The organism is Rhodococcus sp. NPDC047139 (assembly GCF_040643435.1).
GTDB lineage: Bacteria > Actinomycetota > Actinomycetes > Mycobacteriales > Mycobacteriaceae > Rhodococcus.
The window spans coordinates 282,813-309,217 of record NZ_JBEYUH010000003.1; the positions used below are offsets into that span (position 1 = coordinate 282,813).

Consider the following 26,405-nt stretch of genomic DNA (forward strand, 5'->3'; position numbering starts at 1 on the left):
CGTTCGAATCAGCGCCACACCCCGCGGGTGTCGTACACGACCTTGCCCGCCAGAAGACTGCGCGACAGCGACCTGAACTGGTCGTGGTCCACGAGTTCGACGACGATGTCCGCCGCGGCGATGGCATCCTTGCAGCGCGCGGTGCGGACGTGCTCGTACCCGAGCAGGGTATCCGGTATCTCGCGCACGAAGGGATCGGTGAGCAGGAGCTCGACCTCGGGCAGCGCCTTGGCGATGAGTTCGACGACGTGCAGGGCCGGACTCTCGCGAAGGTCGTCGACATTGGCTTTGTACGTCAACCCGAGACACGCGACCGTGGGATTCTTGAAACGCGAACATGTCTCGATGACCTGCCGCGCGACGTAATCGGGTTTGGAATCGTTGATCTCGCGAGCCGCACGGATCAGTTTGGCCGAATCCGGGGAGGCGCCGACGATGAACCACGGGTCGACGGCGATGCAGTGCCCCCCGACACCGGGACCGGGACTGAGGATGTTCACCCGAGGATGCCGGTTCGCCAGGCGGATGACTTCCCAGACGTCCAATTCGAGTTCGTCCGAGATGTAGGCCAATTCGTTGGCGAAAGCGATGTTGACATCGCGGTAGGCGTTCTCGACCAGCTTCGCCATCTCGGCACTTGCGGCATCGGTGAGACAGATCTCGCCCTGGCAGAACACCCGATAGATGGCCGCGGCACGCTCGGCGCACAGCGAAGTGATCCCTCCGACGACGCGATCGTTCGTGATCATCTCGATCATGATTCGGCCCGGGAGTACACGTTCGGGGCAATGCGCGATGTGGATGTCGGGCATGCCCTCGTCGGTGTGGGGGAGGCGAAGGTCCGGCCGCAGTTCGGACAGCCACCGGCTCACATTCGCCGTCGTGCCGGGTGGTGAGGTCGATTCGAGGACGACGATCTCCCCGCCGCGCAGCTGCGGTGCGATCTGTTCGGTGGCACGCCGCACGTACGACAGGTCTGCGGTGTGATCGGCGTTGAACGGCGTCGGAACGGCGATGATGTATGCCTCGGCGGGGGGTACCGTGTCGGTCGCGCTCAGGGTGCCCATGGCTACCGCGCCCGCGAGACTCGCCGCGAGATCTGGTTCGGCGAAAGGAACCTCACCCTGCGAAACTGCTGACACGATACGGGGATCGATGTCGACGCCGATGACGTCGACATCGCGAGTCGCCAGAACGACGGCCGTCGGCAGGCCGATGTAACCGAGTCCGACGACGGCGACGGTACCGCTGAATGTGTCAGCCATGATGCTTCCTTGCGACGGAGAGTGTTTTGGAAGGGCGATACGGCGGGGTGGTGTGGAACAGTTCGCGAGCGAGCAGGAACAGGAAAGCGGTGTTGGTTGTGAGGTAGCGCCGCCACATCCGGCGCGGTTCCTGGAGCAGGCGGTACGCCCACTCCATGCCGGCCCGCTGCCACCTTTCGGGCGCGCGCTTGGTGATGCCGGCGAGGACGTCGAACGATCCACCGACACCGTGACGGATCGGGACCTCCAGCAGATCCTCCCAGCGGCGGAGGAAGTTCTCCTTGCGGGGCGACGGCATGCCGAGGAAGAGCATGTCCGCGCCGGAAGCACGGATCTTCTGCGCGATCGGCTCCTCGTCCGACGGGGCGAAGTATCCGTTCTGTGCGCCGGCGATCCGTAGGCCCGGATACTTTGCGGCGAGGACCTTCACGAGGTCGTCCAGTACCGATTGCTCGGCGCCGAGGAGATAGACGGACAGATGTTCGGAGTCGGCCGTGGCGAGGAGCGAGGTGAACAGGTCGATCCCCGTGACACGTTCGGGAAGTGGGTATCCCAGCAGGTTTCCCGCCCATACGACCGCCTGACCGTCGGCGAGAAGCATGTCGCACTCGAGCAGGGAATCGCGCAGCGCGGTGTCCTTACGGAGGCGCACGGTCTTCGCGGCGTTGAGGACTCCGACGGTCATCCGGTTGCGGTGTTCGAGGGCGTCGAGGCACCTGGCAACGGCCTCGTCCATCGTGACCGCATCGATCGGCATTCCGAACAGGGTTGCTGACGGGTGGGGATCAATTGCGGCGTTGCTGGTCATCGAGTCCTCCGGATACATTGCGCGGCAACCAGGCATAGAGCATCCAGCCGAGTTCGTACGGACGGCATTCGTAGTCCACGACGCCGGCAGGGAAGAGTCGGTCGAGTGCTGGAAGGCCGGAACCGGGGCGCAGGGCCGTGGCTGTGGCCGCGATGGATCTCGCGGCTTTGCGTGGTTCGCGACGACCGACCTTGCGCCACACGACATCCTGTGATTCGCAGACGAGTTCGGCGAGTGTCTCGGGGTGTCGGTAGAGCCAGTCGACCCCGAGTTCGACCGCTGCGGTGTGGTCGTCGCCGCCGGCCGCTGCGAGGTCGAACAGCACGAGGGGTGCCATCGCGTGCTGGTGGACGCTGTAGACGGGGAAGCGTTCGACCACCGCGTCCCCGCGCGCATCGTAATGCCACCACCACTGGCCTGCCGCGCCCTGCAGCGTGCAGATCCTGGCGGCGCCCGCATTCGCCGCGGCGAGTGCGACCTCGTCGTTTGTCGCCGCTGCCCTCCGGGCGAGAGCCTGAATGGGATAGACCTGGTCGGCGAAAGACCCGACGTGCCGGCGCAGGGTGCTCCCCGTGCCGAGGGGAATCATATGGGGAAAGAGTCCGCCGGGGCCCTGGGCGCCGAGGAGCCGTTCGGTGAGCGTGGTCGTCAGATCTGTGGAATCGAACTGGTTGCGCGCGGCGAGTGCGGCCGTGAGTGCCCACGCGGTGTCGACCGTCGACAGCGGGGTGCCGCTCTCACACCGGCGTCGGAGCTCCTCGTACAGCGCGGGATCGACCGAACCGGTGATCTCGGCACAGGCCCAGACGGCGAGAGCGACGGCCCCGGTGTCGCGATCGTCACGAGCGCGGACTGCGGAGCGGTCGGCGAGTTCCGCGGCCGTGCCTCCGCGCAGCACATTGCGCTGCACATCGTCGGGCAGCAGGTGCAGGCCGAGAGCAGCTATGGATGTGTAGCGCGTGCTCCGTCCCTCGAGTCGGAGGCCGGTGCCGGACGAGGTCTTGATGCCCCGTGCCGTCTGCGGGAACCCGTCTCCGTCGTACATGCTCGTGAGTCCACGCACGGCGAGTTCGGTCAGATGCTGGATGCGCATGCGGGTGTCCGGTCGTGTACCGCCCCGCGGCGGTCCGTGATCCTCGTGCAGCCCTGCCGCAATCTTCATGGGAACTCCTTCGCGGGGCGAACGTTGTCGTTCAGGGAGGCGGATGTGAGTCCGAACATAAGGAAATAAGCTGATTCTAGGATAACTAACAGCCAAGAAAAATACCTAGAGTTTGTTTAAGCCTTGTTGACGGACTTGAGATGTGTTTTAGTGAACTCTGCGATCGAAATTTCCGTCGCCGAAGGCAGGTGTTGATCATGAAAGGGGTTCTGCTCCCCGTCGATCGTGCTTCTGGCCGGGATATCCGGGAGGTGGAAGAACCGTGATCGAGTTGATGCCGCGCAATATCCGTGAGATCGCCGTCTTCGGCGCGCACTGCGACGACATCGCCATGGGTATCGGCGGAACTCTCTTGTCGCTCTCGGCGGCATGTCCGGACCTCCGGGTCCGTGCCTTCGTCCTTTCCGGTGGCGACACCCCGCGCGAGATCGAGGAGAACCACGCACTGAGGGCATTGTGCCCCGGTGCGGATGTGGCGGTTCGTGTGCTGGACATCCCGGACGGGCGGGCGCCGGGTTACTGGGAAGCGATCAAGATCGCTCTCCAGTCCTTCCGCTATCACACCGAACCCGACGTGGTGTTCGCCCCGCAACGGGCCGACGCGCATCAGGACCATCGACTGCTCGCCGAGATGGTCCCCACGGTGTTCCGCGACCATCTCGTGCTCGGCTACGAGATCCTCAAATGGGAGGCGGACACCCCGGCCACCACCGTGTATCACCCTCTCACCAGGGAGATCGCCGCGGAGAAGGCTCGCGTGCTGCTCAAGCACTATCCCTCGCAGAGGGATCACGACTGGTTCGACGAGGAGTCGTTCCTCGGACTGTCCAGACTTCGTGGTGTGCAGTGCCGGTACCCGCACGCGGAGGCATTCGTCATGGAGAAGGCTGTGGTCCGGTTCGACGCGAACCGCACCTGAGACGCTCACCGCCGAAGGTCGGCCGGCTTCGCCGAAGCGGCGAGGGCGGCCGACAGCTCTTTCCAGCTTCCCGCTGCGGCGTCACGCGAGCTGATCGTCGTCACCGGTAGTGGCCAGGCGATTTCGAGATCAGGGTCGTCGTGGGCGACGGCGAGATCCTGGTGCGGGTCGTGCGGTCGATCGATGCGGTAACACACGTCGTTCACCTCGGCCAGTGCCTGGAAGCCGTGGAGGAACCCCGGCGGTACGAACAGATGGGTGAACTCGACGTCATCGAGCAGGAAAGCCTGAGAACGTCCGAATGTAGTTGATCCGCAACGGATGTCGACCAGGACATCGTGCACGGCCCCGTGGGCGCAGCGCACCAGTTTCGCCTCTCCTGCTCCGGAGCGGCCGTGCATTCCGCGCACGACACCCCTGAGGGAACGGGACTGCGAGTCCTGGACGAAGTCGGAAGCCCGGATGTTCGGCGCGGTCGGATCTTTCGCGAGGTATTCATCGAAAACGGTGGCGTCGAAGGTGCGCGTGAAGAATCCGCGGTGGTCGCGGAACGGTTCCGGGCGGAGTAGGAGCACGCCGGGCAGGTCGGTGGTGTCGATACGCATGGGGTCCTTCTTCGAATCGTCAGATCGGGGCGTTCAACCGGACGGCGACCCGGCCGACAGCGCTCGTGAGCCGCTGCTTCGCCGGATACAACATCCGTATCGGACCGGGTGCCACGGTGACGGACGCGAGCGCGACTGCAGCACGCACAGAGCGTCGCACCGCGAAGGCCTCCCGTGCCGCGGACCGGGCGCCGGGCAGATCGTTCCGGAGAAAGGCGGACCGAGCCCGACGCAGAGCCTGCTCGTAGCGGAGGCGGCACACCGTCTCGTCCAGGGCTGCATGCTCGTCGGCCGTCTTCGCCAGGGCCGCACCCCACTGGAAGGACCGGATCAACTGGCGTTCGAAGGTCGCGACGGTCGCCTCGTCCCTGGAGTCCGAGTCGCTGCGCAACCGGTACCGTGCGAGCCGGTCCGGCAGCACCTGTACCTCGAAGCGGTCGGCGAGACGAAGCCAGATGATCACCGATTCGTCGACCTCTCCCAAGCCCGAGTCGTATGCGTCGACCGCGTACCACGCCTCGCGCCGGATCGCTGCCGTGTAGTAGGGAACCCTCCCGCCGAGGACGTCGAGCAGGGTCAGGCGTCCGCGACCGCGCCGATTCTCGCCGGCTCCGATGGAACGCATGTATCCGGTCGGCAGCGTCTCCTCGGTATCGGTGAACAGGTGAGCGTCGACCGTGACGGCATCGACCTGCGGCCGGGCGTCGAGCACGTTCCCGACCATCGCGCAGAATTCCGGCATCAGGTGATCGTCGCTGTCGAGGACGCACAGGTACCGGCCCCGCGCGGCACTTGCTGCTGCCGAGATGCCACCCGCGTATCCGCGATTCTCCTGTCTCACCAATGTGATTCGAGGGTCGTTCAGGTATCGTCCGACTACCCGCGCCATGTCGTCCGACATTCCGTTGTCGACGATCACGTGTTCCCAGTCGTCACGTGTCTGCGCGAAGACCGATTCGATAGTCTCGGCCACGTAGTCCTCGGTGCGGTACGCCGTGGTGAGAAAACTGAAGGTCGGTTGCATGCTCGAACTCCTCGGACACGTCGGGGTCAGGGGATCGGATGGGCGGCATCCTCGTGCTGGATGGGGCCGGTCGGATCTGCGGTCGGGAAGACGGTGTGGAGCTGGGCGCCGTCCTCGTCGTGCCACCGCACGACAATCGCGGTGTCACGCACTTCGACGGCAAGTCCTGTCACGGTCGGCTCCGGACCGCTGCACGGCGTCAACGTGGTCACCAGCACCACCGGGGCTTCCGCATGCACGACGCTGCCGACCAGCCATGCGGGGACGCGGGATTCGAGTCGGTGCGACCACCAGCCCAGATTCGTCTCGGTGTCGCCTCGGATCTCGCTGCGCGTCGGATTGCCGGAGGAGCAGGCGTAGGCGAGTTGCAGGGCCGGTGCACCCTCGCGGAGGACGAGATGCCCACACTCGTGGGGCAGGGCGTCGAGTGACGGATGCAGCGGCCAGGCGGTGCGGAACTCGTGCCTGCCGGTGCCGGTGAGCACGTCCACCACCAAAGCGGTGGTGCGCTCCGGCGGTGCGATGAGCAATCTGCGATGCACCACGGGCTCGTCGAGACGGCAATAACCGTCGTGCTCGGCGTCCACGAGACCTCGGGTCGTGTCCACGGAATGCGTGCGCACACGAGCGTGCCGACTCCAGAGGAACGCGCCGCCGATGACGGATTGATCGAGACCGTCCACCGAGACGGTGGGCTGTGCCCGCGTGCCTCGATGCACGGATCGCCAGTCGGGGTGGCCGTAGTAGCTCGTCACTCCCGGGTGACCCACCAGCTCGTGCCCATCGACACTCATGGTCACAGCGAGTGCGTCGGCGTGGCCGTGCGCCGCAATCGACAGGTACCCGAGGGGCCCGACATCCATGGTGAGCCGGCGACCCCCCGACCGCAGAACCACGAGGCCGCCGTCGGGTGCGAAAAAGCTGCCGAACGGCTCAGTGCCGGAGCGATTGTCGGTGTACACCCTCTCGGGGGTGGCCAGCCACGAGGCCGCCGGCGGGCGAATGCCTGCTCGGTCGGCCTCGGGTATGCCCAGCACGGCGGCCACGAGCCCCAGATGATGGCGGACGGTGCGCAACGGGCTCGGGTCGAGGCGCAGCGCGAAACCCTCGTCGTCGTCTCCGTACCGGGGAGCGGGGTCGGTATCGCCGACGACCCTCGCGAGATATCGGGCACTGCGAGCGATAGCGCCGGTGAGCGCAACGGGAGCACGCGAATCACGACGCCCGAGCATCAGTGCCACGACGAGCAGGAGTTCGGCTGTGAAAACCTGATAGCCCACGGCCTGCTCGGCGCCACTGCCGTCGGGCAGGATCTGCCGGTCTGCTTCCGCGCACAAGGCGGTGACGGCATCGTGCTCCCAGCGGGCGGCCGGCCGTAGATCGTGGAAGAGGACGGCGACTGTGGCAAGGCCGGCGAGTTCGCCGATCAGATGATTGTTGGACGAGCTGTAGCGTGACCGTTCGGTCCAGCAGCGACGGGCACTTTCCGCGAGCATGCACACGACGGCACGGAACCGGTCGACGGTGAGATGCGGGCTGTGCCGGAGTCCCTGCAGCGCAACGGCGACGGATATGGCACGGATACCGGCCTCGAACGCTCCACGCCAGGCGATGCCCAGCCCCGGAGGATTGCCGGCCATCCACGAGTCGAGCTGTTCGAATGCTTCGGCGGCGTAGCGCTCGTCGCCGGTCAGTAGCCACGCCTGAGCGAGCCACGGAAGGTGCTGCAGCCGGTTGAGCTCCCAGACCCATTTCGGATCGCCATCCGCGGTGCGGTGATCGATGCGGTGGGAGGGGAGCATCGGCCAGTCGACTTTCCCGACGGGGTCGTGGTTCCAGTCGATCTCGGGACCGAGCACCGCTTCCGGATAACCGAAATAGGTGAACCGGTGGGCGAGTACTCGATCGGCCGCGGCGAGTGTGTCGGCAGCGTGGTCGGTACCGGCCAGTGCCTCGGCCTGCTCCGAGCCGAGGAGCACGGGACGGCCTTCGGCTGCCCGGAAACGTTCCAGAGCACCCGGCCAGTCGAGATCGGGTCCGACGAGTTGTGCGTCGGTGAGAGGTCGGGACGGCAGTCGCTGTTCGACGGCGCGGCGGAGTCTCCATCCGATTTCGGCAGGCCCCATCGCACGGAGCCTGTGGGAGTACCAGGTCAGTCGCTCCACGACACCTCCGCAACGAGACTCCATAGGGGATCGGTGCACGAGACGTCACCGTAGCAAAACAAGAGTCTATAGATTGCCCTCTAATCAGACTACAGGTATGTTTATCGGCATATCCGAACCGAAGGTGGTTCTATGGCGCCCCCCAAGAAGCTCGTCGCCGCGCAGCATCGGGTGCGGCGGATGCATCCGCTCGCTGTGTCGATGAGTGCGGAACTCCGTAGGCTCGCTGCGGCGGATCCTGACGAGATCCGGGCCTTCCAGGAACGCCGACTCCGGTGGATGACGCGATGGGCGGCGACCGCATCACCCTTCTACCGTCAGTGGTTCCGTCGGCACAAGGTGGACCCGCGGGCGATCCGCACGCTCGACGACCTGCGGCTCCTGCCCGTACTCGACCGCGACCATCTCGTCTCCCGTCCCGAGATGTTCCGGGCATACCCAGCGCGGACGATGTGGCAGGCCCACTCGAGTGGGACGTCGGGTCGTCCTGTCACCGTCTATCGGACTCCGGGGTCGTCGATCTACGAGATGTGCGCGCTCGAGCGGCAGTGGTCTTGGTACGGCCTGCCGCGCGGGCTGCGCCGGATAACCCTGGGCAGCAGCGACTTCGCGGCGGACCGCCCGGGCCACCCGACCGAGATCGTCCCAGGTGCAAGCCAATTGCTGGTGTCCAGTTATCGCCTCACACCCGACGACCTGCCCGCGATCCTGCGGGACATCCGCGCGTTCGAACCCGAGGCGATCGACGGCTGGCCCTCGAGCATCTCCGTTCTCGCGGAACTGCTGTACGAACGAGGACAGCGTCTTCCCGTCCGCGCCGTCCTCACGTCCTCCGAATCGATCCGTTCCGCCCAGCGCGCACTGATCCAGGAAGTCTTTCGGGGGCCGATCGTCGACCACTACGGTCAGACGGAACGCGTGGCGATGGCCGGCACGTGTGAGACGGGCACGATGCACATCTTCCCCGATTACGGCATCGTCGAACTCGAACCCGTCCCCGGTCTTCCGGATAGATGGGAGATAGTCGGAACGCCTTTGCACAATTGGGGTTTTCCGCTCTTCCGATATCGGACGGGTGATCTGGTCGGGCCCGCGCCGGCCGGCGAGTGTGCGTGTGGACGTTCGTTTCCCGCACTCGGCGAACTCGACGGCCGAGTCGAGGATGTGTTCACCGCCGCCGACGGCAGGCCCCTTCCGTTGCCGTCGATCGTGATCGACGACGTCACCGGGGTTCGTGAGGCGCAGATCGCGCAGCTCGCCCCCGGACGGTTCGAGATCAGGATGGTCCCGGGCGCAGACTTCGACGCCGAACGTGCCGAGCAGCAGTACATGCGCAATGTCGATCGGTGGTTCGGTCCGGGACAGGACGTCCGGGTGGTCACTCTCGGTGCCGTCCCGCGCTCGTCGTCCGGCAAGCTCAAAGCGGCCGTGGTAGAGGGCTCCGGTGCCCGGAGCGTTCCTGAGGTCGTCACTGCCGCATTCGCCGGCTACCTCTCGGATCGGGAAGACTGATGCCCCGCAGCGGACTGTTCCGAGTCCTGCTCGTCGTACTGGTATCGGCGTCCTCACTGGCGTGTTCGACCGCGTCCTCGAGGGACACCGGCGCGAATGCCGCGCCGGCGACGGTGGTGTCATCACCGGGCGAACCCGTCGCGGCGCTGGCGGGGAACGGGCCGACATTTCCGCGAACCGCCACCTACTATCTCGATCAGGATCGTCTTCCCCCGGTGGAGGAACTCGCCCGCTTCGATCTCGTGGTTCTCGATCACGAATGGGCGCATCGGGCTCCGGCGTCGTACTTCGAGGATCTACGGGCCCGCAACCCCCGCCTGCGGCTGCTCGCGTACACCAACGTAGTCGACTTTCCGGACTCGCTGGGATCCCCGGGATACTGGGCCGATCGGTACGAGCTGTGGCAGTACGACGGCCCGTCCTCCAGTTCCTTCCCGAACGAATGGCTCGCCACCACGGCGTCCGGGGATCTCGTGAGCGAATGGCCGAGGACGACGATGGTCAATCTCACCGACGCAGCACCGCGGGTCGGCGGACGGACCTACGCCGAACATGCTGCGGAATGGATCGTGAACCGAGTCTGGTCCAGCGGGGTCTGGGACGGTGTCCTCCTCGACGTCTGGGGAGATCGGATCTACTCGGCCGACGCAGACGCATGGGATTTCGATCGCGACGGTGAGGACGAACCCGACTCGCAGATCTACGGATCCGACGGCCCGTGGGCGCGGGGCGTCGCGGTGGCGGAGCGGATCCTGAGGGAGCGCATGCCCGACGCGATCATCATCGCGAACGGCGACCGGAGTCTGGTCGACGGTCTTCTGGACGGGCGCGTCTGGGAAAGCTTCGCCGACCCGATGGTCGATCGGAACCCTCGCCTCGACCTCGACCGCTATCTGTCGACCACCGTGGGTGGTGGATACCGATTGCCGGGAGTGTGGATGACGGTCGACCGGCTGGGGGCCGGGACGAGCGTGGCGGAAACATATCGACGTGCCCGGTTCTTCCTCACGGCAACTCTCCTGCGGGACGGTTTCTGGGCACCGATGCTGCTCCACTACGGCAGCACGGCTTACTACGACGAGATGGACGGAGCGGGACTCGGGCGCGGATATCTGGGCTTCCCCGTCTCGGACGCGGCCCTGCAGGGCGAGGCGGGAACGGCCGTCTTCAGGCGGGACTTCGACAACGGAGTCGTGCTTGTCAACAGCGGTGACAGCACCGAGCGCGTGCGCCTCGAGCGGCCTTACCGCCATCTGCAGGGGAGTCAGGATCCGAGTGTCAACGACGGAACCGTGACCGAGGAGGTCGTGCTCGAACCGCAGGACGGCGTCATCCTCCTGCGGACGGAATGACCGGCTTCGGGCGTCCGGTCAGTTCGGTGAGCAGGGCCTCGAACGATCGCGCGGTCCGGGAGATGCGGTAGTCGCGCTCCGCATGCCTGCGGCCGTTCGCGCCGAGCCTGCGTGCGAGTGGTCGGTCGTCGGCCAGCATCCGGAGACGCTCCGCCAGCGCCGCTGCGTCTCCGACGGGCACGAGGAAACCGTCCGTCCCGTCGGTGACCATGTCGGGCAGGCAGCCACAGTCGGTGGCCACTACCGGAATACCGGCGGCCATGGCTTCGATCACGGTGATCGGTGCACCCTCGTGGACCGACGAGAGCGCCGAGACGTCCAGCCCCGGTAGCAGGGCCCGCACATCGCGGCGCACTCCGGTGAAGACGGTCCGGCCGGAGATACCCAGGTCGTTCGCCAGCGAGCGTAGTTCGGACTCCCTGCTGCCTCCGCCGATGACCAGCAATCGAAGTTCCGGATTGGTGCGAGCCGCAATCCGAACCGCTTCGAAGAGCACCTGGTGCGCCTTCTGTGAACTCAGCCGCGCGACGATTCCGACGGCGAAGTCCTCGGAAGAGAGCCCGAGGGCAGAGCGCGCATCGGCGCGATCCTCCTCGGTGGGAGGATCACCGATATCCGTTCCGTTGGTGATCACCACTTCCCGTGTACGAGACCACAGCCGGCGGCCGACGCCTTCTTCACGCCGCAGATACTCGCCCTGGCGCGGTGCCAGCAACACCAGAGCATCCGAGAGGAACAGGGTGGCCACCGCCCACCGGGGCAGACACCGTTTACCGACCCTGGTCAGGTCCATGTCGTGTGCGGCGACCAGATTCACCGGCACGCCGGCGATCCGAGCGGCCATTCGGCCGAGTGCGAGGGCGGCATGGTGGTGGTGGGTCACGAGCACGGCGTCGGTCCGGTCGTCACGGAGCATCCGCACCAGACGCGAGAGCCTGCGCGGGTCGTAGCGCCCGGACCGGGGGACGACGTCCACCTCGAAGCCCGCGCGACGGTACTCGCCCGCGAGAGGACCGGCCTCGCGGAGGCAGAGCAGACGGGGGCGCACGACCGACGGATCGAGGTGCCGGAACACCTCGAGCATGAGGACCTCGACGCCCCCGACGAACGTCTGGTCCAACACGAGCGTCAGACGGATGGGGTCCGTCCGCTCCGTCGACCGTGCGACCTGTTCGAGAGCCGCCTGGGCGCCCTCGACACTTCGGAAGAGTGTGAACTCCGCGTCCACGCGTTCCCGCGCGGACCGCCCCATCTTGCGGGCGAGTTCGGGATCGTCGAGCAGAGCCAGCATCGCGTCCGCGAGCGACCGCGCGTCGCGCGCCGGCACGAGCCGCCCGGTGACGCCGTCGACCAGCATCTCCGGCACGCCCCCCACGGCCGTGCATACAGCGGGACGGCCGGACGCCATCGCTTCGAGCAGGGCCATGGGGAAACACTCGATGCTGTAGGACGACAGGACGACGAGGTCCAGGGCACGGAGGAGCCGGGGGATGTCGCTTCGTGACCCGGTGAACACGACGTTCTCGCGGAGATCCGACTCGTCGACGAGGGCCTCGAGCTCCGGGCGGCACGGACCGTCGCCGACGACGAGGAAACGGACGTCCGGACGTGCGTCGACCACCTGCCGAGCGGCGCGGAGGAAGCAGTCGTGGTCCTTCTCCGGTCTCAGCGCTGCCACGATGCCGACGGTGGGGACGTCGCCGGGAATTCCGAGTTCGGGCAACACACTCCGGTCGTCCTCGGGGTCGTAGAGCGAGGTGTCCACCCCGTTGTGGACGACGGTGATCTTCTCGGCCGGACAGCCGAGATCGTCGGTCATGAATGCGCGTTGGGCCTCGGCCACGCCGAAATAGGCATCGGTGAGCGGATCGAGGCACCGATCGGCGAACCGTCGGAGCCGGCCGCGAGGCTCGGGATCGCCGCAGTGGTGGACCCACACCACGACGTGCGGGACGCGGGCGAGGAAGGCGGCTGTTCGGCCGAGCGTCTCGGCGTTGTATCCCCGGGTGATCACGATGTCGGGGCGGAACCGGCGCATCTGCCGGACCAAGTCGAGGACGGCACCCACCATCTGCCGTTTGGTCCTGCGCAGAGCCGTTGCCGGGATGTGCGATTCGACGAGATCGGAGAACAGTTCACCCGGGTCGCCGACGCAGACCACACAGGAAGTGAACCTTTCCGGGTCGAGTCGCGGAAGCAGTGTGGTGACGTGACGTTCGGCGCCCCCCACACCGAGGTCCGGCACGACATACATCAGTCGCAGGGGACGGGGCATCTCCCGACCTCTCTGTAGAGGGCGTCGAAACGGCGGGACACGACATCGACATCGAAGTCGGTGCATACGCGTCGCCATGCACCTGTTCCGAGCCGGGTCCGTTCGGCATCGTCGGTGATAACCGTGCGGAGCGCGGCAGCGAGAGCGTCGGGATCGTCGGGCGGGACGAGCATTCCCGAATCGCCGTCGAGCAGATCGGGGATTCCGCCGACGTCTCCGGCCACCACACACAATCCGGACGCCATCGCCTCGAGGACAGCCATCGGCTGACCTTCGTTCCGTGACGGCAGCACGAGCACCCGGCTGTTCCGGAGAAGTTCCGGAACCTGCTCGGGCGCGGCCCATCCTGCGATGGTGACGGTGTCGGCAATGCCCAAATCGGCGACCTGTCGTGCTGCCGTAGCCACTGCTCCGTCTCCCGCGACGGTCAGGTGAGCGTCGGAGACGAATCCTTCCCGTGCGAGGCGCGCCCATGCATCGAGCAGGACGAAGGTACCCTTGCGCTCACCGACCTCCCCTAGGAAGAGCACGTTCACCCCACGTCCATCCGGAAGCTGGGAGACGGGCTCCTTCGGACGAACAGCATTGGGAATCACAGTGATCCGAGCATCGGGGGCGATCTGACGCAGGCGCAGCGCCCACCGGTCGCCGAGCGCGACCACCGCGTCGGCGCCGGTCAGTGTGGCCCGGATGAGGGCTCGCACCGGTGCGGGGCAGCCGGCATAGAAGCTGTGGAACTCGGCTCCGTGCACGTGCAGGATCACCGGGACGCGGGCGGTGCGTGCGATTCGCGCCAGTATCGCTTTACGGACGAAACTCCCATACGAAGCGGTGTGCAGGTGCACTATTTCGGGCCGTCTCCGGAGCAGGGCGCAGGTGAACGCCGACAAGCCGACGATGAAGGCACCGACCCGGAGTGGAATCGAGCCGTTGCGATGGGTGCCGATGTGCTCGATGTTCCAGTCGCTCCACAAATCGGTGCCCTGCATCGAGCGGACGAACGACGCAACCCCGCCGCGAGTCGACATGCTCGTCGAAACCCACAGTGCACGAGGGTAATTCACCACGACTCCTCCTCGGATGACGTCGGGTTCGTTCGAGCTTGTGGGACGAACCGGTCGGACCATCCGATCGCCACACCTGCGATCAACAGCGCCATCGCGTTGGTGACATCGAAATTGCGGAGTTCGGCGGTGACACCGGTGACGAGGAGACAGAGCACGGCCAGGATCGCCATGATCGCGAGTGGCTGTGCGGTGAGCCGGCCCGGCGGCAGCCGCCGGTATGCGCGTATCAGCTGTACGACGAGCAGAACGAGCACCGTGAGCCACAGCAAACCCCCGACGATGCCGAGTTCGGTGAAGATGCCCAACTCGGTGAAATGCGAGTCGATTCCGAACCCGCCCTCCCACGGGATGCTGGGCCCCCACGAACGGTGGAAGAAAGTGTTGAGGGAGGTGAAACGCGCGACACCCCATCCGGTGAGCGGTTCCTCGCGGATCGCCCAGAAGGCCGTCGCCATGGTGTTGAGCCGGTCGTGAATCTCGCTGGTGGAGCCGACCCCGCCGGCTTTTCGATCGTCGCTGGTGAACGTCGACCAGTTCAGTGCCAACGCTACCGTGATCACGCCGGCCGTCAGAGCGAAGGCCCGCCGGAAACCGCGAGCGCACAGCAGGCCGGCCAGGACGACGACTCCGAAGGCCAGCCAAACCGCGCGTGTGTAGGTCAGGAACACGCCGTATGCGCATGCCGCAGCGATCACGACTGCCAACCGGCGTCGCCATATCGGTTCGGATCGCCGAGAAGCCAGAACGATGGTCGCGAGGAACCCGAAGATGAGGATCGTCCCGTTGCCCACAGGCTGATTGGTGACACCCACGGCACGACCCGGCCATTGATCGTTCTCGAGCATGTAGCGGGGCCACACCAGGGCGTTGGGACCCTTGAGATGGAAGATGCTCATGGCGGCCGAGAAGGCCGCGATCGCGGTGACGGTCCAGAGCATACCCCGCACCGCACGTTCTCGGTCGAAACTCAGGCGGCCGATGATGAACACGGCGAAGGGGATCACCGTGCCGATGATGATGAAACGGGACACCGACGTGGGCTGGCCGGTCAGGGGGACCACCGCGGGGAAACGGTGAGAGGCGAACATCGACCAGAAGTTCCACAGGACGAACAACCCCATGAACACCTCGAGCATGCCCAGTTGCCGTAGGCGGTCGAGCCGAACGGTGACCCACAATCCGAACGAACCGAGGGCGATCACGAAGAGGAAGACGAACAGATCCACGGGAAGCATGGGGATCTCGGGAGTGGGAATCCGGAAGAACATCGCGACGATCAGCACGAGAACCGCCGTAGCCGGGTGGTGGAGCGCGGCTGCGATGACACCCAGCCCCACCGCCGCAGGCAGCAGCAACGAAAGGAATCCGCTCGGGAGAACGGTGGCGGCGAGCCCCGCGGCAGCCAGGACGGCTGCCGCCACCGCGATCGGTATCGCCGCGCGTCCGAACCGGGCCCCCGGCGACCGAATCCGGGAGTGGGGGGCTTCTACGAGACTCATGGCTGTCCACCGCGCTCACCGGCCAGCAGCGACGCAGCCTCACGGTCGCGGTGGTGGCCGTTGGGAACGGTTTCCCTCGGAGCGAGCCCGGGGCCGACCCGTTCGTACCGCACGGGAGCGGCGGACTCTTCCGATGCGCTGTGGCGGAAGAGGCTGCGCCTCGTGCGGGTGCGGGGATCGACGAGTACAGCGCCGAGCAGATCTGCGTCCGCGAGCAGTTCGACGGCTTCGCGGGTGGGCCCGACCCGAACCGACAGCCGGTCCAGGACGAGTACGGTCCGATCGCTCATGACGCACGCGGAGTGGGCGAAGGGATCCTCGGTGAGCGGCGGTACTTCGACGATCACGAGGTCTGCGTTCCGGAAGCGTTGCAGGACGCGCATGAAACGCTCGCGATTCAGTGGCACGTCCGGATCCCCCAGGAGGTCCTGGACGACGGCCGTATGCACCGTGACCGCGCCGTCGGGTGTTGCGTGATCCCGGATCGTGACGGTGCGCGTATCGGCGTGGAGGAGGACGATCCGCTCACCCTCACATGCCCAGAACTCGGCGATCGCTCGCGCCACCTGTCCCGTCGCCGGCGTACGGGTGGGCGACGCGACGGCCAGCGTCGCGGGCCTCGGGACCTGCCGGTGCCCGGCACGAGTCGCGATGCGCACGAAGCCTAGGCGTCGTGCGCGGGACCTACGGGGGGTTCCACCACGCGGGATGTCGACGATGGGGTTTACCCCAGTCCGCGTGTGCACGTCGTGTGCGGTACCCAGTCGCGGGGAGAAAAGGGCGGCCAGCACCGCGGCGACGGAACCGAGGATGAGACCCCCGAGCAGCCCGAACAGGAGGTTGAGGGCAACCTTCGGTTCATCGGTCGACACGCCGCCGTCGGGCTGCAACACCTGGAGCTGATTGGTCGAATCACCCTGCAGCTGCTGGATCGACGTCTCGAGTTCGATGATCCGCTGGGTCATGTAGATCGGGTCGGCACCTTCGGTGAGGAGGGCGCGTCGCTCGTCCAGTTCGCCGCGGAGCTGCTCGAGGGAAGCGTCCTTCTCGGCCCGCCGCACGGCGTCGACATCCCAGCGGAACGTCGTCGCGAGCTCCAGCGCGGCGTCCTTCGCGGCCACGTACTCCCCGGTCGTAGCCTCGATGAAGATCATCGAACTCGCTGCCGCGGTGCGCGCCTCGAATGTCGTCCCTTCGGGGAGATCGGCCGAATCCTTCAGGCGGGCTTGATATGCGGGATCGTTGAACAGGTCGACGTATCCGCGCACCATGACGGCGTCCTCCTCGGGGACTCGGCCCGGTGAGGAAACGATCAGCACCGTTCTGCCGGTGTAACTCGGTTCGGCGATGAAGGCGCTGACAACCGACGCGAGCACGGCACCGAGCGTTATGAGGGCGACCAGCGGCCAGAACTGCCGAATGCGCTGCAATTGGATGCCGATGGTCGACGCCGTGTCGAGAGTATCGGTGTCGGTCGTGGCGCTCGTGTATGTCATGGGTACCCCAGATCCGTATGGGCGAGGCTACAAAACAATCTTGAGGTTTCTTTTTATACTCTAGTACAGATTGATAGTTTGTTAAATCCTGTTTTTTATGGATCATGGAGGCATGTCAAGTCGACGAGCCTGATGTTGAGTATGCTTTGCTGCACCGTATGCCGGGACGTCCCGGACCCTCTCTCATCGAGGATCGGATCATCGGATGATCTACCACCACTGCGCGACGCACTCGGAAGAACCGGCGGTTACTCCGGTTCGCATACTTATCGAGAGCAGCGAGTACTGGCTTCGTAACAACGGGGACCTGGCGATGCTCGAGGTCACCATAACCCGCCTTCGCCGTCGATGGCCCGACGCGCAGATCCGGGTGCTCACCGACGTTCCCCTGCTACTTCGTGCCTATCACCCGACGGCGAAGGGTGTCACCGTCTTCGCATCCGACGCGTGGGCGGAGCCCACCATCGCGGAGGACTTTCTCGCGGCACTGGGTCCCCGTATCGTAGGCCCGGTCGTTCTCGGACTCGTCCGGTTCAGGGTGTGGCTTCCGCAGAGGGCGCGGGGGCTACGGCGCCGCCTCGAACGGCTCGTTCGCAATCGTCTCCCCTTGCAGCAGGCCTCGGACTCATCGGTTCCGTCCCGCGCAGCCGGTGCCGGCCGCCCGGTGCACCCGGGAAGTGCAGCCGCCGTCGAGAAGGCATCGCTGCTGCTCGTACTCGGGGGCGGCTACATCACCGATTCCGACGGTGCACAGGCGCACCGCGTCTTCAATCTGATCGAGCACGCCTGCGACAACGGCATCCCCGTCGCCATGATCGGTCAGGGCCTCGGCCCTCTCGACGACCCGATACTGCAGCAGCGTGCAACCGAAGTCCTGCCACGAGTGGACTTCATATCCCTCAGGGAACGCCTGCGCGGACCGAAGATCCTGGAGCGAGCCGGAGTGCCGGACGAACGGATCCTCGTCACCGGTGACGACGCCATCGAACTCGCGTACACCGAAAGTGATACCGGCATCGGAGCGGACATCGGGGTGTGCCTGCGCATGGCCACCTACGCGCCGGTGTCCGATGCCGCGAGAGAAACCGTCCGCAAGGTCGTGCAGACGGTCGCCTACGAATACTCGTCGACGCTCGTGCCGCTGATCATCGCGGAATATCGTTCCCAGGACCGGCGTTCGACGCTTCCGATCGTGCGCGGAGCCTGGTCCGCGGCCGAGCCGCTTCCCAGGTATGTCGCACCCGCTCAGATCGTCGATCAGGTCTCGCAGTGCCGCGTCCTCGTAACCGGTGCCTACCACCTCGCAGTGTTCGCGCTGTCCCGGGGAATTCCCGTCGTCGCACTCTCGTCGACCCGCTACTACGACGACAAGTTCCGCGGTCTCGAAGACCTGTTCGGAGGAGGACTCACCCTGCTGCATCTGGATGATCCCTCCCTCGGAATCAAACTCGCGGCAGCCATTCGCGACTCCTGGCGGCAGGCGGAAGAGGTTCGCGGACGTCTCCGCGGGCAGGCTCGAGAGTGGATCCGTCGAGGCCACCTGGCCTTCGAACACGTCTTCGCGCTCGCCGAACACACACGCGTCGAACATCACTGAGTCGAGTACAGGCCGGAAGGAGCGCCAGAGTGAGTGGAACGACGCGTGAGGAGAACGAGCCGGTCGACCGGACGGTGGATGCCATGGGCGGGCGGTCGCTGATGGCATCGATCGGCAGGGTGGCCGGGGCGTCGACCGTCGCACTACTCTTCTGCGAACTGGTTTCGCTCGCCCAGACGGTCGCCCTCGCTCGCCTGCTCACGCCTGCGGAGATCGGAATCTTCGTTGCCGGAACAGTTCTCACCACGTTCTTCGGGGCCTTTGTCGAAGGTGGTCTCCGGTCGGGGCTCATCCAGAGAGAGACCGATGTCGCCGATGCCGCCGAGACGGTCTTCCGGGCGACCTTGCTGGCAGGAATCGTCATGGGTGTCGGTGCACTGGCAGCCGCGCCCGTGATCGGGGCGATCTTCGACAGCACCACCGCAGGTCTGGTCGCGGCTGCCACTTCCGGCGCCCTGCTCATCTACTCGGTCGCCAACGTGCCGGAAGCCATGCTGCAGCGCGAGTTCAGCGTGAAAAGGCGGTTGATTGTCGGCCCAGCCGTCGCCGTGAGCTACGCGGCGGTCGCGGTGTCGACGGCCGCTCTCGGGTGGGGCGTGTGGAGCATGGTGGCCGGCACCTACGTCTCGTATCTCACCCTGGTCGTGTCGGTATGGGCGATCACGAGCTGGCGGCCCGGGCGTGGGCGGGCGTCGTTCGCCCTCTGGCGTGAACTCGCACGATACGGAGCACCTCTCGTGCTGGGCATGATCGGCTCGCGCGTGCAGGCAGCGACGGAGGCGGTCGTGGTGGGCCGAGGGCTCAGTGCGTCCGACCTCGGATTCTTCCGGTACGGTCAGCGGATCGCACGCATCCCGGAAATGGCGATCATCGAGATCGGTTCGGTCGCATTGTTTCCGGCCTTCTCGCGGATCGCGAATGACCCCACACGGTTGATATCGGCCTACCTGCGAGCCCTGCAATGGGCGACCATCGGCGCCGCTGCGTGTTCCGGGCTGATGATCGCTGCGGGGACTCCCGCAGTGGTCGTCGTACTGGGGGAGCCGTGGCGCGGAGCCGGTCCGGTGGTGGTCGCACTGGCCGGCCTCAGTCTCGGAAAAGCATTCATCTGTGTCAGTGAGGAGATCATCAAGGGCTGCGGTCGGACGGGATTGCTGAACTGGTACACGCTCACCGAAGTCGGAGTAGGCCTGGTTCTGCTGCTCGCGTTGGTCGGATTCTTCGGCCTCGTGGGAGCGGCCCTGTCGGTTTCGATCACCGCGATCATCGTCGGCATCGTCGTTCTTGCCCTCGCCAGGCGATGCATTCCCGTATCGCTGTCGCAACTCGCCGGGGCGATCCTCCCTCCGCTACCCGCGGCGGCGCTGGCCACGGGGGTGCTCTGGCTGTTCGAGCATCACCTCATGCACAGCGATACGCGCCCGACTCTCGTCGCCGTCGCGTTCCTGCTCATCGACGCGCTCGTATTCGCAGCCGCCTATCTCCTGGCGCTCGGTGTCTTCGCGAGATCTGCCATGACCGAACTGGTCTCCATGGCCGGGCGGCTTGTCGCAGTTGTCAGGACGAGGAGGGAGACCCATGTCGTTTCCTAGAACACCCCCCGCGAAACGTGGATCCACGGAACTCACCGTGGTCTCACAGACCGGAGAAGTGATCCGGCTCCGGCCTCCGAGATTCTCGGACTTCCAGGACTGGCGCCGGATCCGACTGCGTGATCGCGCCCTCATCGAACCGTTCTGGGCATCGAGCTCGTTGTCCTGGGAGGAGCGGCACACACAGGAGCATTGGGTGCGCGAGTGCCTGCACCTGCGATCCTCTCGTCGCTCTCTCGGCTTCGTGATCGAGGTCGACGGGTGTTTCGCCGGACAGATCGGCCTGTCCGGCATCGATCCTGTGAGCCGCTCGGCGGAGATGTCCATCTGGATGGATTCGACGGCAGGTGGGCGGGTGATCGGGCACATCGCCGGATCGATGCTGATGGACCACGCGTTCACCGTGTTGGGTCTGCATCGGATCACGGCCCCGATCTGTGTCGACAATCTTGCCGCTGCACGTGGCGCCGACCGGATCGGTTTCGTCCGCGAGGCGATCATGAAGTCGTCCTTCGCCGCAGGGGGTCGTCGCAAGGACCACATCCTGTTCGCCATGACGGCCGATCGGGTGCCCGATGAAGGACTGGCCGCCAGGTGGTCCGATCCCACCGTGCCGGTGGTCCACACCCGGCAGTCCGTGGGGAGGGGGCTCTCACCGAGATGTCTTGTTGCCGGTTGTCGTTTCGTGCTGGGCACCACGAAACGTCTGGCCCGCGGGCGGGCAGCATTGCAGGTGGCACCCGTGACCCTCGGCGGCCTCTTCCTGCGGCCTGTCCGGGATTTGCCTCGGCCGCCGGGGCGACATGGACGACGGGCCGGGGAATGTCTCCTGGAGGGGGCGTGGCAACCGACCTCACCGTGGGCGGGGTGGTCGGGACACGCCTTCGGGTACCACGTTGAAAAGGATGGTGCCCATCTCGGGACGGTGGGTTTCGGACCCCTCGACCTCGTCCGGCACGACGCCACGATGCGTGTGGATGCGATCGGTGGGCACTCCCACCGCGCGCTTCTCCCGGCGGCGGAATGGGTGCTCGGACGAGCATTCGACGTGTTGGGAATCGAGCGGGTACAGACCGGGGTGGATTCCTGCAATGCGGCAGCGGCCGACTTCGCTCGGGAACTGGGGCTCTCCAGAGAAGGGCGCATGCACGGCATCACCACGCGCGATCGCCGGCTGAGGGACCTGGACCTGTGGGCAGCAGTCGCGGGTAGCGCTTCCGTAAACGATCCGCAGATGCACGATCGAGTGTCCACGTAGGAGAATGACGATGAACGAATCCGATTCGGCGGCACGCACCTTCGAGCGATCTGCACATCTGCAGCGGCGCCTCCACGAACTCGTGCCCGGAGGTGCCCACACCTACGCGCGCGGCTCGGACCAGTACCCCGAACATATGACGCCGATCCTCACTCACGGGAGCGGGGCGCACGTGTGGGATGTGGACGGGAACCGCTATGTCGAATACGGGATGGGACTGCGTTCGGTGACTTTGGGGCACGGCTACCGCCCGGTCGTCGAGGCCGTCGCCGAAGCCGTCCGGAGGGGGACCAACTTCAGCCGGCCCACCCTTCTCGAAGTCGAGGCAGCCGAGGATTTCCTCTCGCTCGTGCCTGGTGCCGACATGGTCAAGTTCGCCAAGAACGGGTCCGACGCCACGACGGCAGCGGTACGTCTCGCGCGTGCGGCAACCGGACGTGAGCACATCGCCGTCTGCGAACATCCTTTCTTTTCTGTGGACGACTGGTTCATCGGAACCACACCGATGAGTGCGGGCATCCCGGAGAGCGCGCGATCACTCACCCTGCGGTTCGGTTACAACGATCTCGCCTCGCTCGAAGCGGCCCTCACCGCGCATCCGGTGGCGTGCGTCGTCCTCGAAGCAGCAACTGCGACAGCCGAACCTGCGCCCGGTTTCCTCGAGGGTGTGCGGCAGCTGTGCGATCGTCACGGTGCGCTGATGGTGCTCGACGAGATGATCACCGGCTTCCGCTGGTCGGAACACGGGGCGCAGTCGGTCTACGGCGTGCGGCCGGACCTTTCGTGCTGGGGCAAGGCGATGGGGAACGGATTTCCGATCTCCGCGCTCGCCGGTCGCCGCGAGTACATGGAACTCGGCGGTCTGGGGACCGACTCCGAACGGGTATTCCTGCTCTCGACCACGCACGGACCGGAAACTGCCTCGCTCGCCGCCTTCCGTGCAGTGGTACGGGCGTACGAGACCGAGCGGCCGATCGAACGTATGGAGGCCGCCGGCACACGCCTCGCCGCCGCAGTGAACATGCTCTCGGCCGAGATGGAACTCGAGGAGTACGTCCGGGTGGAAGGCAGACCGTCGTGCCTGGTCTTCTCGACCCGCGGACCCGACCTGAAGCCGTCGCAGGAGTACCGGACACTGTTCCTCGCCGAACTGCTCGACCGCGGGGTCCTGGGCCAGTCGTTCGTCGTGTCGGCGGCACACAGCGATGACGACATCGACCTCACCGTCGCCGCGGTGGAAGCGGCGCTCGTGGTGTACCGGAAAGCGATCGACGCGGGGAGTGTCGAGGGTCTCCTGCGGGGGCGGCCGGTGGCGCCGGCGATCCGTTCGCTCGCCGCGCCGCGCAGACTCCAGTAGGAGGACGAACCCGACCGTCGGAGATCGGGGTGATCAGCGCAGGATCAGGCAGGTGCACGAGGCCGTTGCGAGCAGGCGGCCGTCCGCGTCGCGTGCCTCACCGCGCGCCGTCGCGGTGCGACCTCCCGTGTGCTCGCAGAAGCCCTGCACCCGGACGATGCCCTTACCCGTCTGTACCGGCCGGATGTAGCGCACCTGCAGGTCGAGGGTGGTGTATCCGACGCCGGCCTCGAGAGTGCTCGCGACGCAGAAGCCCATCGCGGTGTCGAACAAGGTGGCGAGCACCCCCCCGTGGATGCTGCCCACCGCGTTGGCGTGGAACTCCTGGGGCTCGATCGTCACCTCCGCGAAGCCTTCCCGCGCGTCGGTGACGGTGAAGCCGAGCGTCCGGGACGTCGGATGATGGGGGATCGTCCCGTCGATCACACCGCGCAGGAAGTCGAGGCCGTGCATGTCGCGGTTGGCCGCCGACGTCGGTGCCGGATCCTCCCAGGTGTAGGTGCGCTGCCGCTGTTCTTCCTCGTCCGTGCTCACGATGACCGACCGTATCCGATGGTCCGGAGCGTGACATGCGGAGACGGACGTGCCATTCTCGATTCATGCGCCGACGATGTTGATCCGACCCGGTAACCTCGCTGTCCGCGCGGGTGGTCGCGTACGCGTCCATCCGTGATTTCGTGCCGCTCTACGGCCTGTACGCGCTGCTGTTCGAGGACCACGGACTCGACACCCGCTCCATCTCGTCGCTGTTCGTCCTGTGGTCGGTTGTCGCCTTCGTCTCCGAGGTGCCCTCGGGTGCGTGGGCCGACACCGTCTCCCGTCGCGGTCTGCTGTTCGGCAGCGGCGCGCTGTTCACCGCCGCATTCACGACGTGGCTGATCTGGCCCGGTTATTGGGGGTTCGCGCTCGGCTTCGTCCTGTGGGGCGTCAGCGAGTCGCTGAAATCCGGCACCTTCGAGGCCCTCGTCTACGACGAACTCGCCGTGCGCGGGAGCGAACACCGCTACGCGGCGGTCATGGGATACGCCAACGCAGGCGAGATCGCATGCGTTTTCGTCGGGATCCTCACCGCGGCACCGCTGTTCGAACTCGGTGGATACACACTCGTGGGCTGGGTGTCGGTCGCGATCACCGTCGTCGGCATCGCGCTCGTGGGAACGCTTCCCTCCGCCCCCAAAGCGGAGGAGGCGGACGAGATCGCCGGCAGCGGCGAGACCGTTCTCGCCCGCTACATGTCGTCGCTGCGTGCGGGAACGTCCGAGATCCGCACCGACCGGGCGGTGCGACGATCGGTGGTCCTCGCGGCCGCCCTGCTCGCCTGCCTCGCCTTCGACGAGTACTTCGCTCTCCTCGCGCGTGAATCGGGGGCGGATACCGGATTCGTACCCGTGCTGGTCGCGCTGACGGCGGCCGGACAGGTGGTCGGTGCCGCGACCGCCGGGCGGACGGCATCGATGAGCGGCCGCACGATGGGTGCCGTCGTGACGGTCGGATCGGCGCTGATCGCAGGGGGTGCGCTCACCGGAGGGATCGCCGGATTCACAGCGATCGGTATCGGTTACGGCGCGCTGCACAACACGGCGATCGTCGCCGAGGCGCGCCTGCAGGAGACGATGTCCGGCCGAGCCCGTGCAACCGTCTCGTCCGTCGTCGGCCTGACGAGCGAGGTGCTGTCGGTCGCGGTCTTCGCCGGTTACGCGCTCGGCTCGCTGTGGTTGCCGATGTCGGTGCTGGTCGCGGTGACGGTGCTTCCACTGATCGGGCTGGGCGTGGTCGCGCCGAGGCTGTTGCCTCCGGCGCGACCCGCCCGGGATCGATCGTGAAGGTTCTGTCGGGTGCGGGTCACAACTTGCTGCTACGCAGCTCGTGTCCCTTCGAGGTCTTGCACCGGCCCGATTCGAGATCCCACTGCCAGCCGTGCAGGTTGCACGTCAGCGTGGTGCCCTCGACGACACCGAACTTCGACAGATCCGCCTTCAGGTGGGGGCAGCGACGCTGGATCTCGTAGCCACCCAACTCGATGGACGCGGTGTCGTCGTGTGCTTCGGAGAACCAGCCGTCGGCGTACGCGATCCGCTCGTCGGTCAGGCACTTGAAGAAGGTGTAGAGGAACTCGTTGTAGCCCCCGACACGCCACGCCGTGAATCGGGTGGACAGAAAGATGGTGTTGACCCAGTCGGGCTCGTCGTCGCGCAGGACCGTACGAACCAGTTCGGGTGCGATGCGGAAACCGTAGCGGTACTTGCCTTCTCCCTCGACGGGTTCGCGCACGATGCGCTTCGGGAAGTCGAGTACCACGGTTTCCTCGCCCATCACCAGACCGACGGGGTAACCGATGCCGTCGCAGATGAGGTCGGACTGCGCCATGATCGGCTCGAACTTCGCCTTGAGCGCGGGCAGGAGCGGCTCGCCCTCGGCAGGGGCCCAGGTGGCCCTCTGTGCCGCGATGACCGGCGCGAAACGCTGTGCCATGTCCTCGATGTAGGCGGCCTTGTTCGTGAAGATCGCCTCGACCTGATCGTCGGGGATCGGGTGGGTGAGCGTCATGTGCTCGCTGCCCTTCAGATCCACCACCGAACCCGGAATCATCAGCAGACCGCCCTCGCGGCCGTGGATACGCAATTGCTCCAGGAAGACCTGCTGGTCGGGAAAAATGTTTCCCTCGTCGCCATGGTCGTCGTTGAGGTCGCGCAGGTCGGCGTCCAGGAAGACCGGCGGGCCGGCCGAGGGCACGATCCATGTCGCATCGACCTGGTCGATGTAACTGCGGCAACGATCCATACCGCGCTGACGCTTCTGCTTGCCGAAGTTGGCCTTCGTCTTCTTGGGGATGTCGTAGACCATCGGGTACCAGATGGCCCCGGAGTACTGCAGCAGGTGGATGTCGATCTTCCCGAACGCATCGAGCATGACGTCCATGTCGATCGGCCGCGCGTCGTTCATGTTGAACACGGTCGTCTCGCCGTCGGACACCACGAGGCCGGAGTCGCCGATCGGTCCGTCCGCCGGGGCACGCAGCGCGATGATCATGACGTCCAGGTCGCCCTTGGGACCACTGACGGTGTGCTTGACGGAATCCGTCGTCTCGAAGAACTTGGTGAAACCGAGCTTCTCGAGTTCGCGGCGCAGGTCGGGCACCGGATAATCGGGCAGCAGGACGGTGGCGTCCTTGTTGACGTGCTTGCTCAGGGTGTCGGGATCGAAGTGGTCCTTGTGCAGGTGTGAGACGTACAGATAGTCGACGTCGCCGAGTGCGTCCCAGTCGAGTCCCGTGTTGTCGGGGAACGGCACCCACGACGCGAAATATGCGGGGGTCACCCATGGATCGCACAGGATGGAGCCCGCTTCGGTCCGGATGTGGAAACCCGCGTGTCCGACGCTGGTGATCTGCACCTTCTGCCTCCTGACGTGCTGACCTACGTGTCTTCCAGGTTAGGGGGAGGCAGGATGGG

Annotated in this window: 20 protein-coding genes; 8 read left to right on the plus strand and 12 right to left on the minus strand. The window is 66.1% G+C overall.

Translation table 11 applies throughout. The features are described from left to right. Positions 1-8: 8 nt before the first annotated feature. From wecC to ABZ789_RS05330, 3 genes are read right to left on the minus strand one after another with little or no spacing between them, the layout of a single operon-like run. A complete protein-coding gene (gene wecC / locus ABZ789_RS05320; RefSeq protein WP_358419972.1) occupies positions 9-1,265 on the minus strand; it encodes a UDP-N-acetyl-D-mannosamine dehydrogenase in 1,257 nt (418 codons plus the stop codon). Next, positions 1,258-2,022, minus strand: coding sequence for a WecB/TagA/CpsF family glycosyltransferase (locus ABZ789_RS05325; protein WP_358419975.1), 765 nt, complete (start codon positions 2,020-2,022; stop codon positions 1,258-1,260). Before ABZ789_RS05325 ends, wecC begins: the two co-directional genes overlap by 8 nt. 28 nt (positions 2,023-2,050) lie before the next feature. Then, a complete protein-coding gene (locus tag ABZ789_RS05330) occupies positions 2,051-3,235 on the minus strand; it encodes a hypothetical protein (protein ID WP_358419978.1) in 1,185 nt (394 codons plus the stop codon). 262 nt (positions 3,236-3,497) lie between these two features. On the opposite strand from ABZ789_RS05330, the gene ABZ789_RS05335 reads away from it, so the two are divergent. After that, positions 3,498-4,154 (plus strand): PIG-L family deacetylase, encoded by a 657-nt coding sequence (locus tag ABZ789_RS05335; RefSeq protein ID WP_358419981.1) that lies wholly within the window; start codon positions 3,498-3,500, stop codon positions 4,152-4,154. A 5-nt stretch (positions 4,155-4,159) separates the two neighbouring features. Here ABZ789_RS05335 and ABZ789_RS05340 read toward each other — a convergent pair whose 3' ends face one another. From ABZ789_RS05340 to ABZ789_RS05350, 3 genes are read right to left on the minus strand one after another with little or no spacing between them, the layout of a single operon-like run. Next, on the minus strand, positions 4,160-4,759 hold the full coding sequence (locus ABZ789_RS05340; protein ID WP_358419984.1) for a dTDP-4-dehydrorhamnose 3,5-epimerase family protein: 600 nt from the start codon (positions 4,757-4,759) through the stop codon (positions 4,160-4,162). Between the two features lie 19 nt (positions 4,760-4,778). Beyond that, on the minus strand, positions 4,779-5,783 hold the full coding sequence (locus tag ABZ789_RS05345; RefSeq protein WP_358419987.1) for a glycosyltransferase family A protein: 1,005 nt from the start codon (positions 5,781-5,783) through the stop codon (positions 4,779-4,781). Between the two features lie 26 nt (positions 5,784-5,809). Continuing rightward, a complete protein-coding gene (locus ABZ789_RS05350) occupies positions 5,810-7,909 on the minus strand; it encodes an alginate lyase family protein (RefSeq protein ID WP_358419990.1) in 2,100 nt (699 codons plus the stop codon). Between the two features lie 171 nt (positions 7,910-8,080). On the opposite strand from ABZ789_RS05350, the gene ABZ789_RS05355 reads away from it, so the two are divergent. Both ABZ789_RS05355 and ABZ789_RS05360 read left to right on the plus strand, forming a co-directional pair. Then, positions 8,081-9,460, plus strand: coding sequence for a phenylacetate--CoA ligase family protein (locus ABZ789_RS05355; protein WP_358419993.1), 1,380 nt, complete (start codon positions 8,081-8,083; stop codon positions 9,458-9,460). Further along, positions 9,460-10,812, plus strand: a complete 1,353-nt coding sequence (locus ABZ789_RS05360) for a putative glycoside hydrolase (RefSeq protein ID WP_358419996.1) — start codon at positions 9,460-9,462, stop codon at positions 10,810-10,812. Before ABZ789_RS05355 ends, ABZ789_RS05360 begins: the two co-directional genes overlap by 1 nt. Here ABZ789_RS05360 and ABZ789_RS05365 read toward each other — a convergent pair. The 4 genes from ABZ789_RS05365 to ABZ789_RS05380 are packed head-to-tail and all read right to left on the minus strand — an operon-like array spanning position 10,790 to position 17,149. Further along, the gene (locus ABZ789_RS05365) at positions 10,790-13,087 is read right to left on the minus strand and encodes a glycosyltransferase (RefSeq protein ID WP_358419999.1); all 2,298 of its coding nucleotides are present in this window, start codon (positions 13,085-13,087) and stop codon (positions 10,790-10,792) included. The genes ABZ789_RS05360 and ABZ789_RS05365 overlap by 23 nt on opposite strands. Beyond that, complete coding sequence (locus ABZ789_RS05370) at positions 13,066-14,154, minus strand: glycosyltransferase family 4 protein (protein ID WP_358420002.1); 1,089 nt, start codon at positions 14,152-14,154, stop codon at positions 13,066-13,068. Before ABZ789_RS05370 ends, ABZ789_RS05365 begins: the two co-directional genes overlap by 22 nt. Further along, complete coding sequence (locus tag ABZ789_RS05375) at positions 14,148-15,653, minus strand: O-antigen ligase family protein (protein WP_358420005.1); 1,506 nt, start codon at positions 15,651-15,653, stop codon at positions 14,148-14,150. Before ABZ789_RS05375 ends, ABZ789_RS05370 begins: the two co-directional genes overlap by 7 nt. Then, a complete protein-coding gene (locus tag ABZ789_RS05380) occupies positions 15,650-17,149 on the minus strand; it encodes a hypothetical protein (protein ID WP_358420008.1) in 1,500 nt (499 codons plus the stop codon). The genes ABZ789_RS05375 and ABZ789_RS05380 overlap by 4 nt, the downstream gene beginning before the upstream one ends. Before the next feature lie 205 nt (positions 17,150-17,354). Here ABZ789_RS05380 and ABZ789_RS05385 point away from each other — a divergent pair, with 205 nt between their 5' ends. From ABZ789_RS05385 to ABZ789_RS05400, 4 genes are read left to right on the plus strand one after another with little or no spacing between them, the layout of a single operon-like run. Next, a complete protein-coding gene (locus ABZ789_RS05385) occupies positions 17,355-18,746 on the plus strand; it encodes a polysaccharide pyruvyl transferase family protein (protein WP_358420010.1) in 1,392 nt (463 codons plus the stop codon). A 29-nt stretch (positions 18,747-18,775) separates the two neighbouring features. Beyond that, the gene (locus ABZ789_RS05390) at positions 18,776-20,338 is read left to right on the plus strand and encodes an oligosaccharide flippase family protein (RefSeq protein WP_358420013.1); all 1,563 of its coding nucleotides are present in this window, start codon (positions 18,776-18,778) and stop codon (positions 20,336-20,338) included. A 37-nt stretch (positions 20,339-20,375) separates the two neighbouring features. Then, entirely contained in the window at positions 20,376-21,596 is a 1,221-nt protein-coding gene (locus tag ABZ789_RS05395; RefSeq protein WP_358420016.1) for a GNAT family protein, read from the plus strand. Between the two features lie 10 nt (positions 21,597-21,606). Then, a complete protein-coding gene (locus ABZ789_RS05400; RefSeq protein ID WP_358420018.1) occupies positions 21,607-22,953 on the plus strand; it encodes a glutamate-1-semialdehyde 2,1-aminomutase in 1,347 nt (448 codons plus the stop codon). A gap of 33 nt (positions 22,954-22,986) precedes the next feature. On the opposite strand, the gene ABZ789_RS05405 is transcribed toward ABZ789_RS05400, so the two are convergent. Next, complete coding sequence (locus ABZ789_RS05405; protein ID WP_358420020.1) at positions 22,987-23,487, minus strand: PaaI family thioesterase; 501 nt, start codon at positions 23,485-23,487, stop codon at positions 22,987-22,989. 113 nt (positions 23,488-23,600) lie between these two features. Here ABZ789_RS05405 and ABZ789_RS05410 point away from each other — a divergent pair, with 113 nt between their 5' ends. After that, entirely contained in the window at positions 23,601-24,776 is a 1,176-nt protein-coding gene (locus tag ABZ789_RS05410) for an MFS transporter (RefSeq protein ID WP_358420022.1), read from the plus strand. A 19-nt stretch (positions 24,777-24,795) separates the two neighbouring features. Here ABZ789_RS05410 and ABZ789_RS05415 read toward each other — a convergent pair whose 3' ends face one another. After that, complete coding sequence (locus tag ABZ789_RS05415; protein WP_358420024.1) at positions 24,796-26,346, minus strand: MBL fold metallo-hydrolase; 1,551 nt, start codon at positions 26,344-26,346, stop codon at positions 24,796-24,798. Positions 26,347-26,405: the final 59 nt, after the last annotated feature.

What these genes read in the sequence shown, in the direction of transcription:
- ABZ789_RS05360 (WP_358419996.1), top strand. Translation starts at nt 9,460, where the DNA reads ATGCCCCGCAGCGGACTGTTCCGAGTCCTGCTCGTCGTACTGGTATCG.
- wecC (WP_358419972.1), bottom strand. Translation starts at nt 1,265, where the DNA reads ATGGCTGACACATTCAGCGGTACCGTCGCCGTCGTCGGACTCGGTTAC.
- ABZ789_RS05325 (WP_358419975.1), bottom strand. Translation starts at nt 2,022, where the DNA reads ATGCCGATCGATGCGGTCACGATGGACGAGGCCGTTGCCAGGTGCCTC.
- ABZ789_RS05345 (WP_358419987.1), bottom strand. Translation starts at nt 5,783, where the DNA reads ATGCAACCGACCTTCAGTTTTCTCACCACGGCGTACCGCACCGAGGAC.
- ABZ789_RS05400 (WP_358420018.1), top strand. Translation starts at nt 21,607, where the DNA reads ATGAACGAATCCGATTCGGCGGCACGCACCTTCGAGCGATCTGCACAT.
- ABZ789_RS05385 (WP_358420010.1), top strand. Translation starts at nt 17,355, where the DNA reads ATGATCTACCACCACTGCGCGACGCACTCGGAAGAACCGGCGGTTACT.
- ABZ789_RS05340 (WP_358419984.1), bottom strand. Translation starts at nt 4,759, where the DNA reads ATGCGTATCGACACCACCGACCTGCCCGGCGTGCTCCTACTCCGCCCG.
- ABZ789_RS05350 (WP_358419990.1), bottom strand. Translation starts at nt 7,909, where the DNA reads ATGGGGCCTGCCGAAATCGGATGGAGACTCCGCCGCGCCGTCGAACAG.
- ABZ789_RS05355 (WP_358419993.1), top strand. Translation starts at nt 8,081, where the DNA reads ATGGCGCCCCCCAAGAAGCTCGTCGCCGCGCAGCATCGGGTGCGGCGG.
- ABZ789_RS05365 (WP_358419999.1), bottom strand. Translation starts at nt 13,087, where the DNA reads ATGCCCCGTCCCCTGCGACTGATGTATGTCGTGCCGGACCTCGGTGTG.
- ABZ789_RS05375 (WP_358420005.1), bottom strand. Translation starts at nt 15,653, where the DNA reads ATGAGTCTCGTAGAAGCCCCCCACTCCCGGATTCGGTCGCCGGGGGCC.
- ABZ789_RS05330 (WP_358419978.1), bottom strand. Translation starts at nt 3,235, where the DNA reads ATGAAGATTGCGGCAGGGCTGCACGAGGATCACGGACCGCCGCGGGGC.
- ABZ789_RS05380 (WP_358420008.1), bottom strand. Translation starts at nt 17,149, where the DNA reads ATGACATACACGAGCGCCACGACCGACACCGATACTCTCGACACGGCG.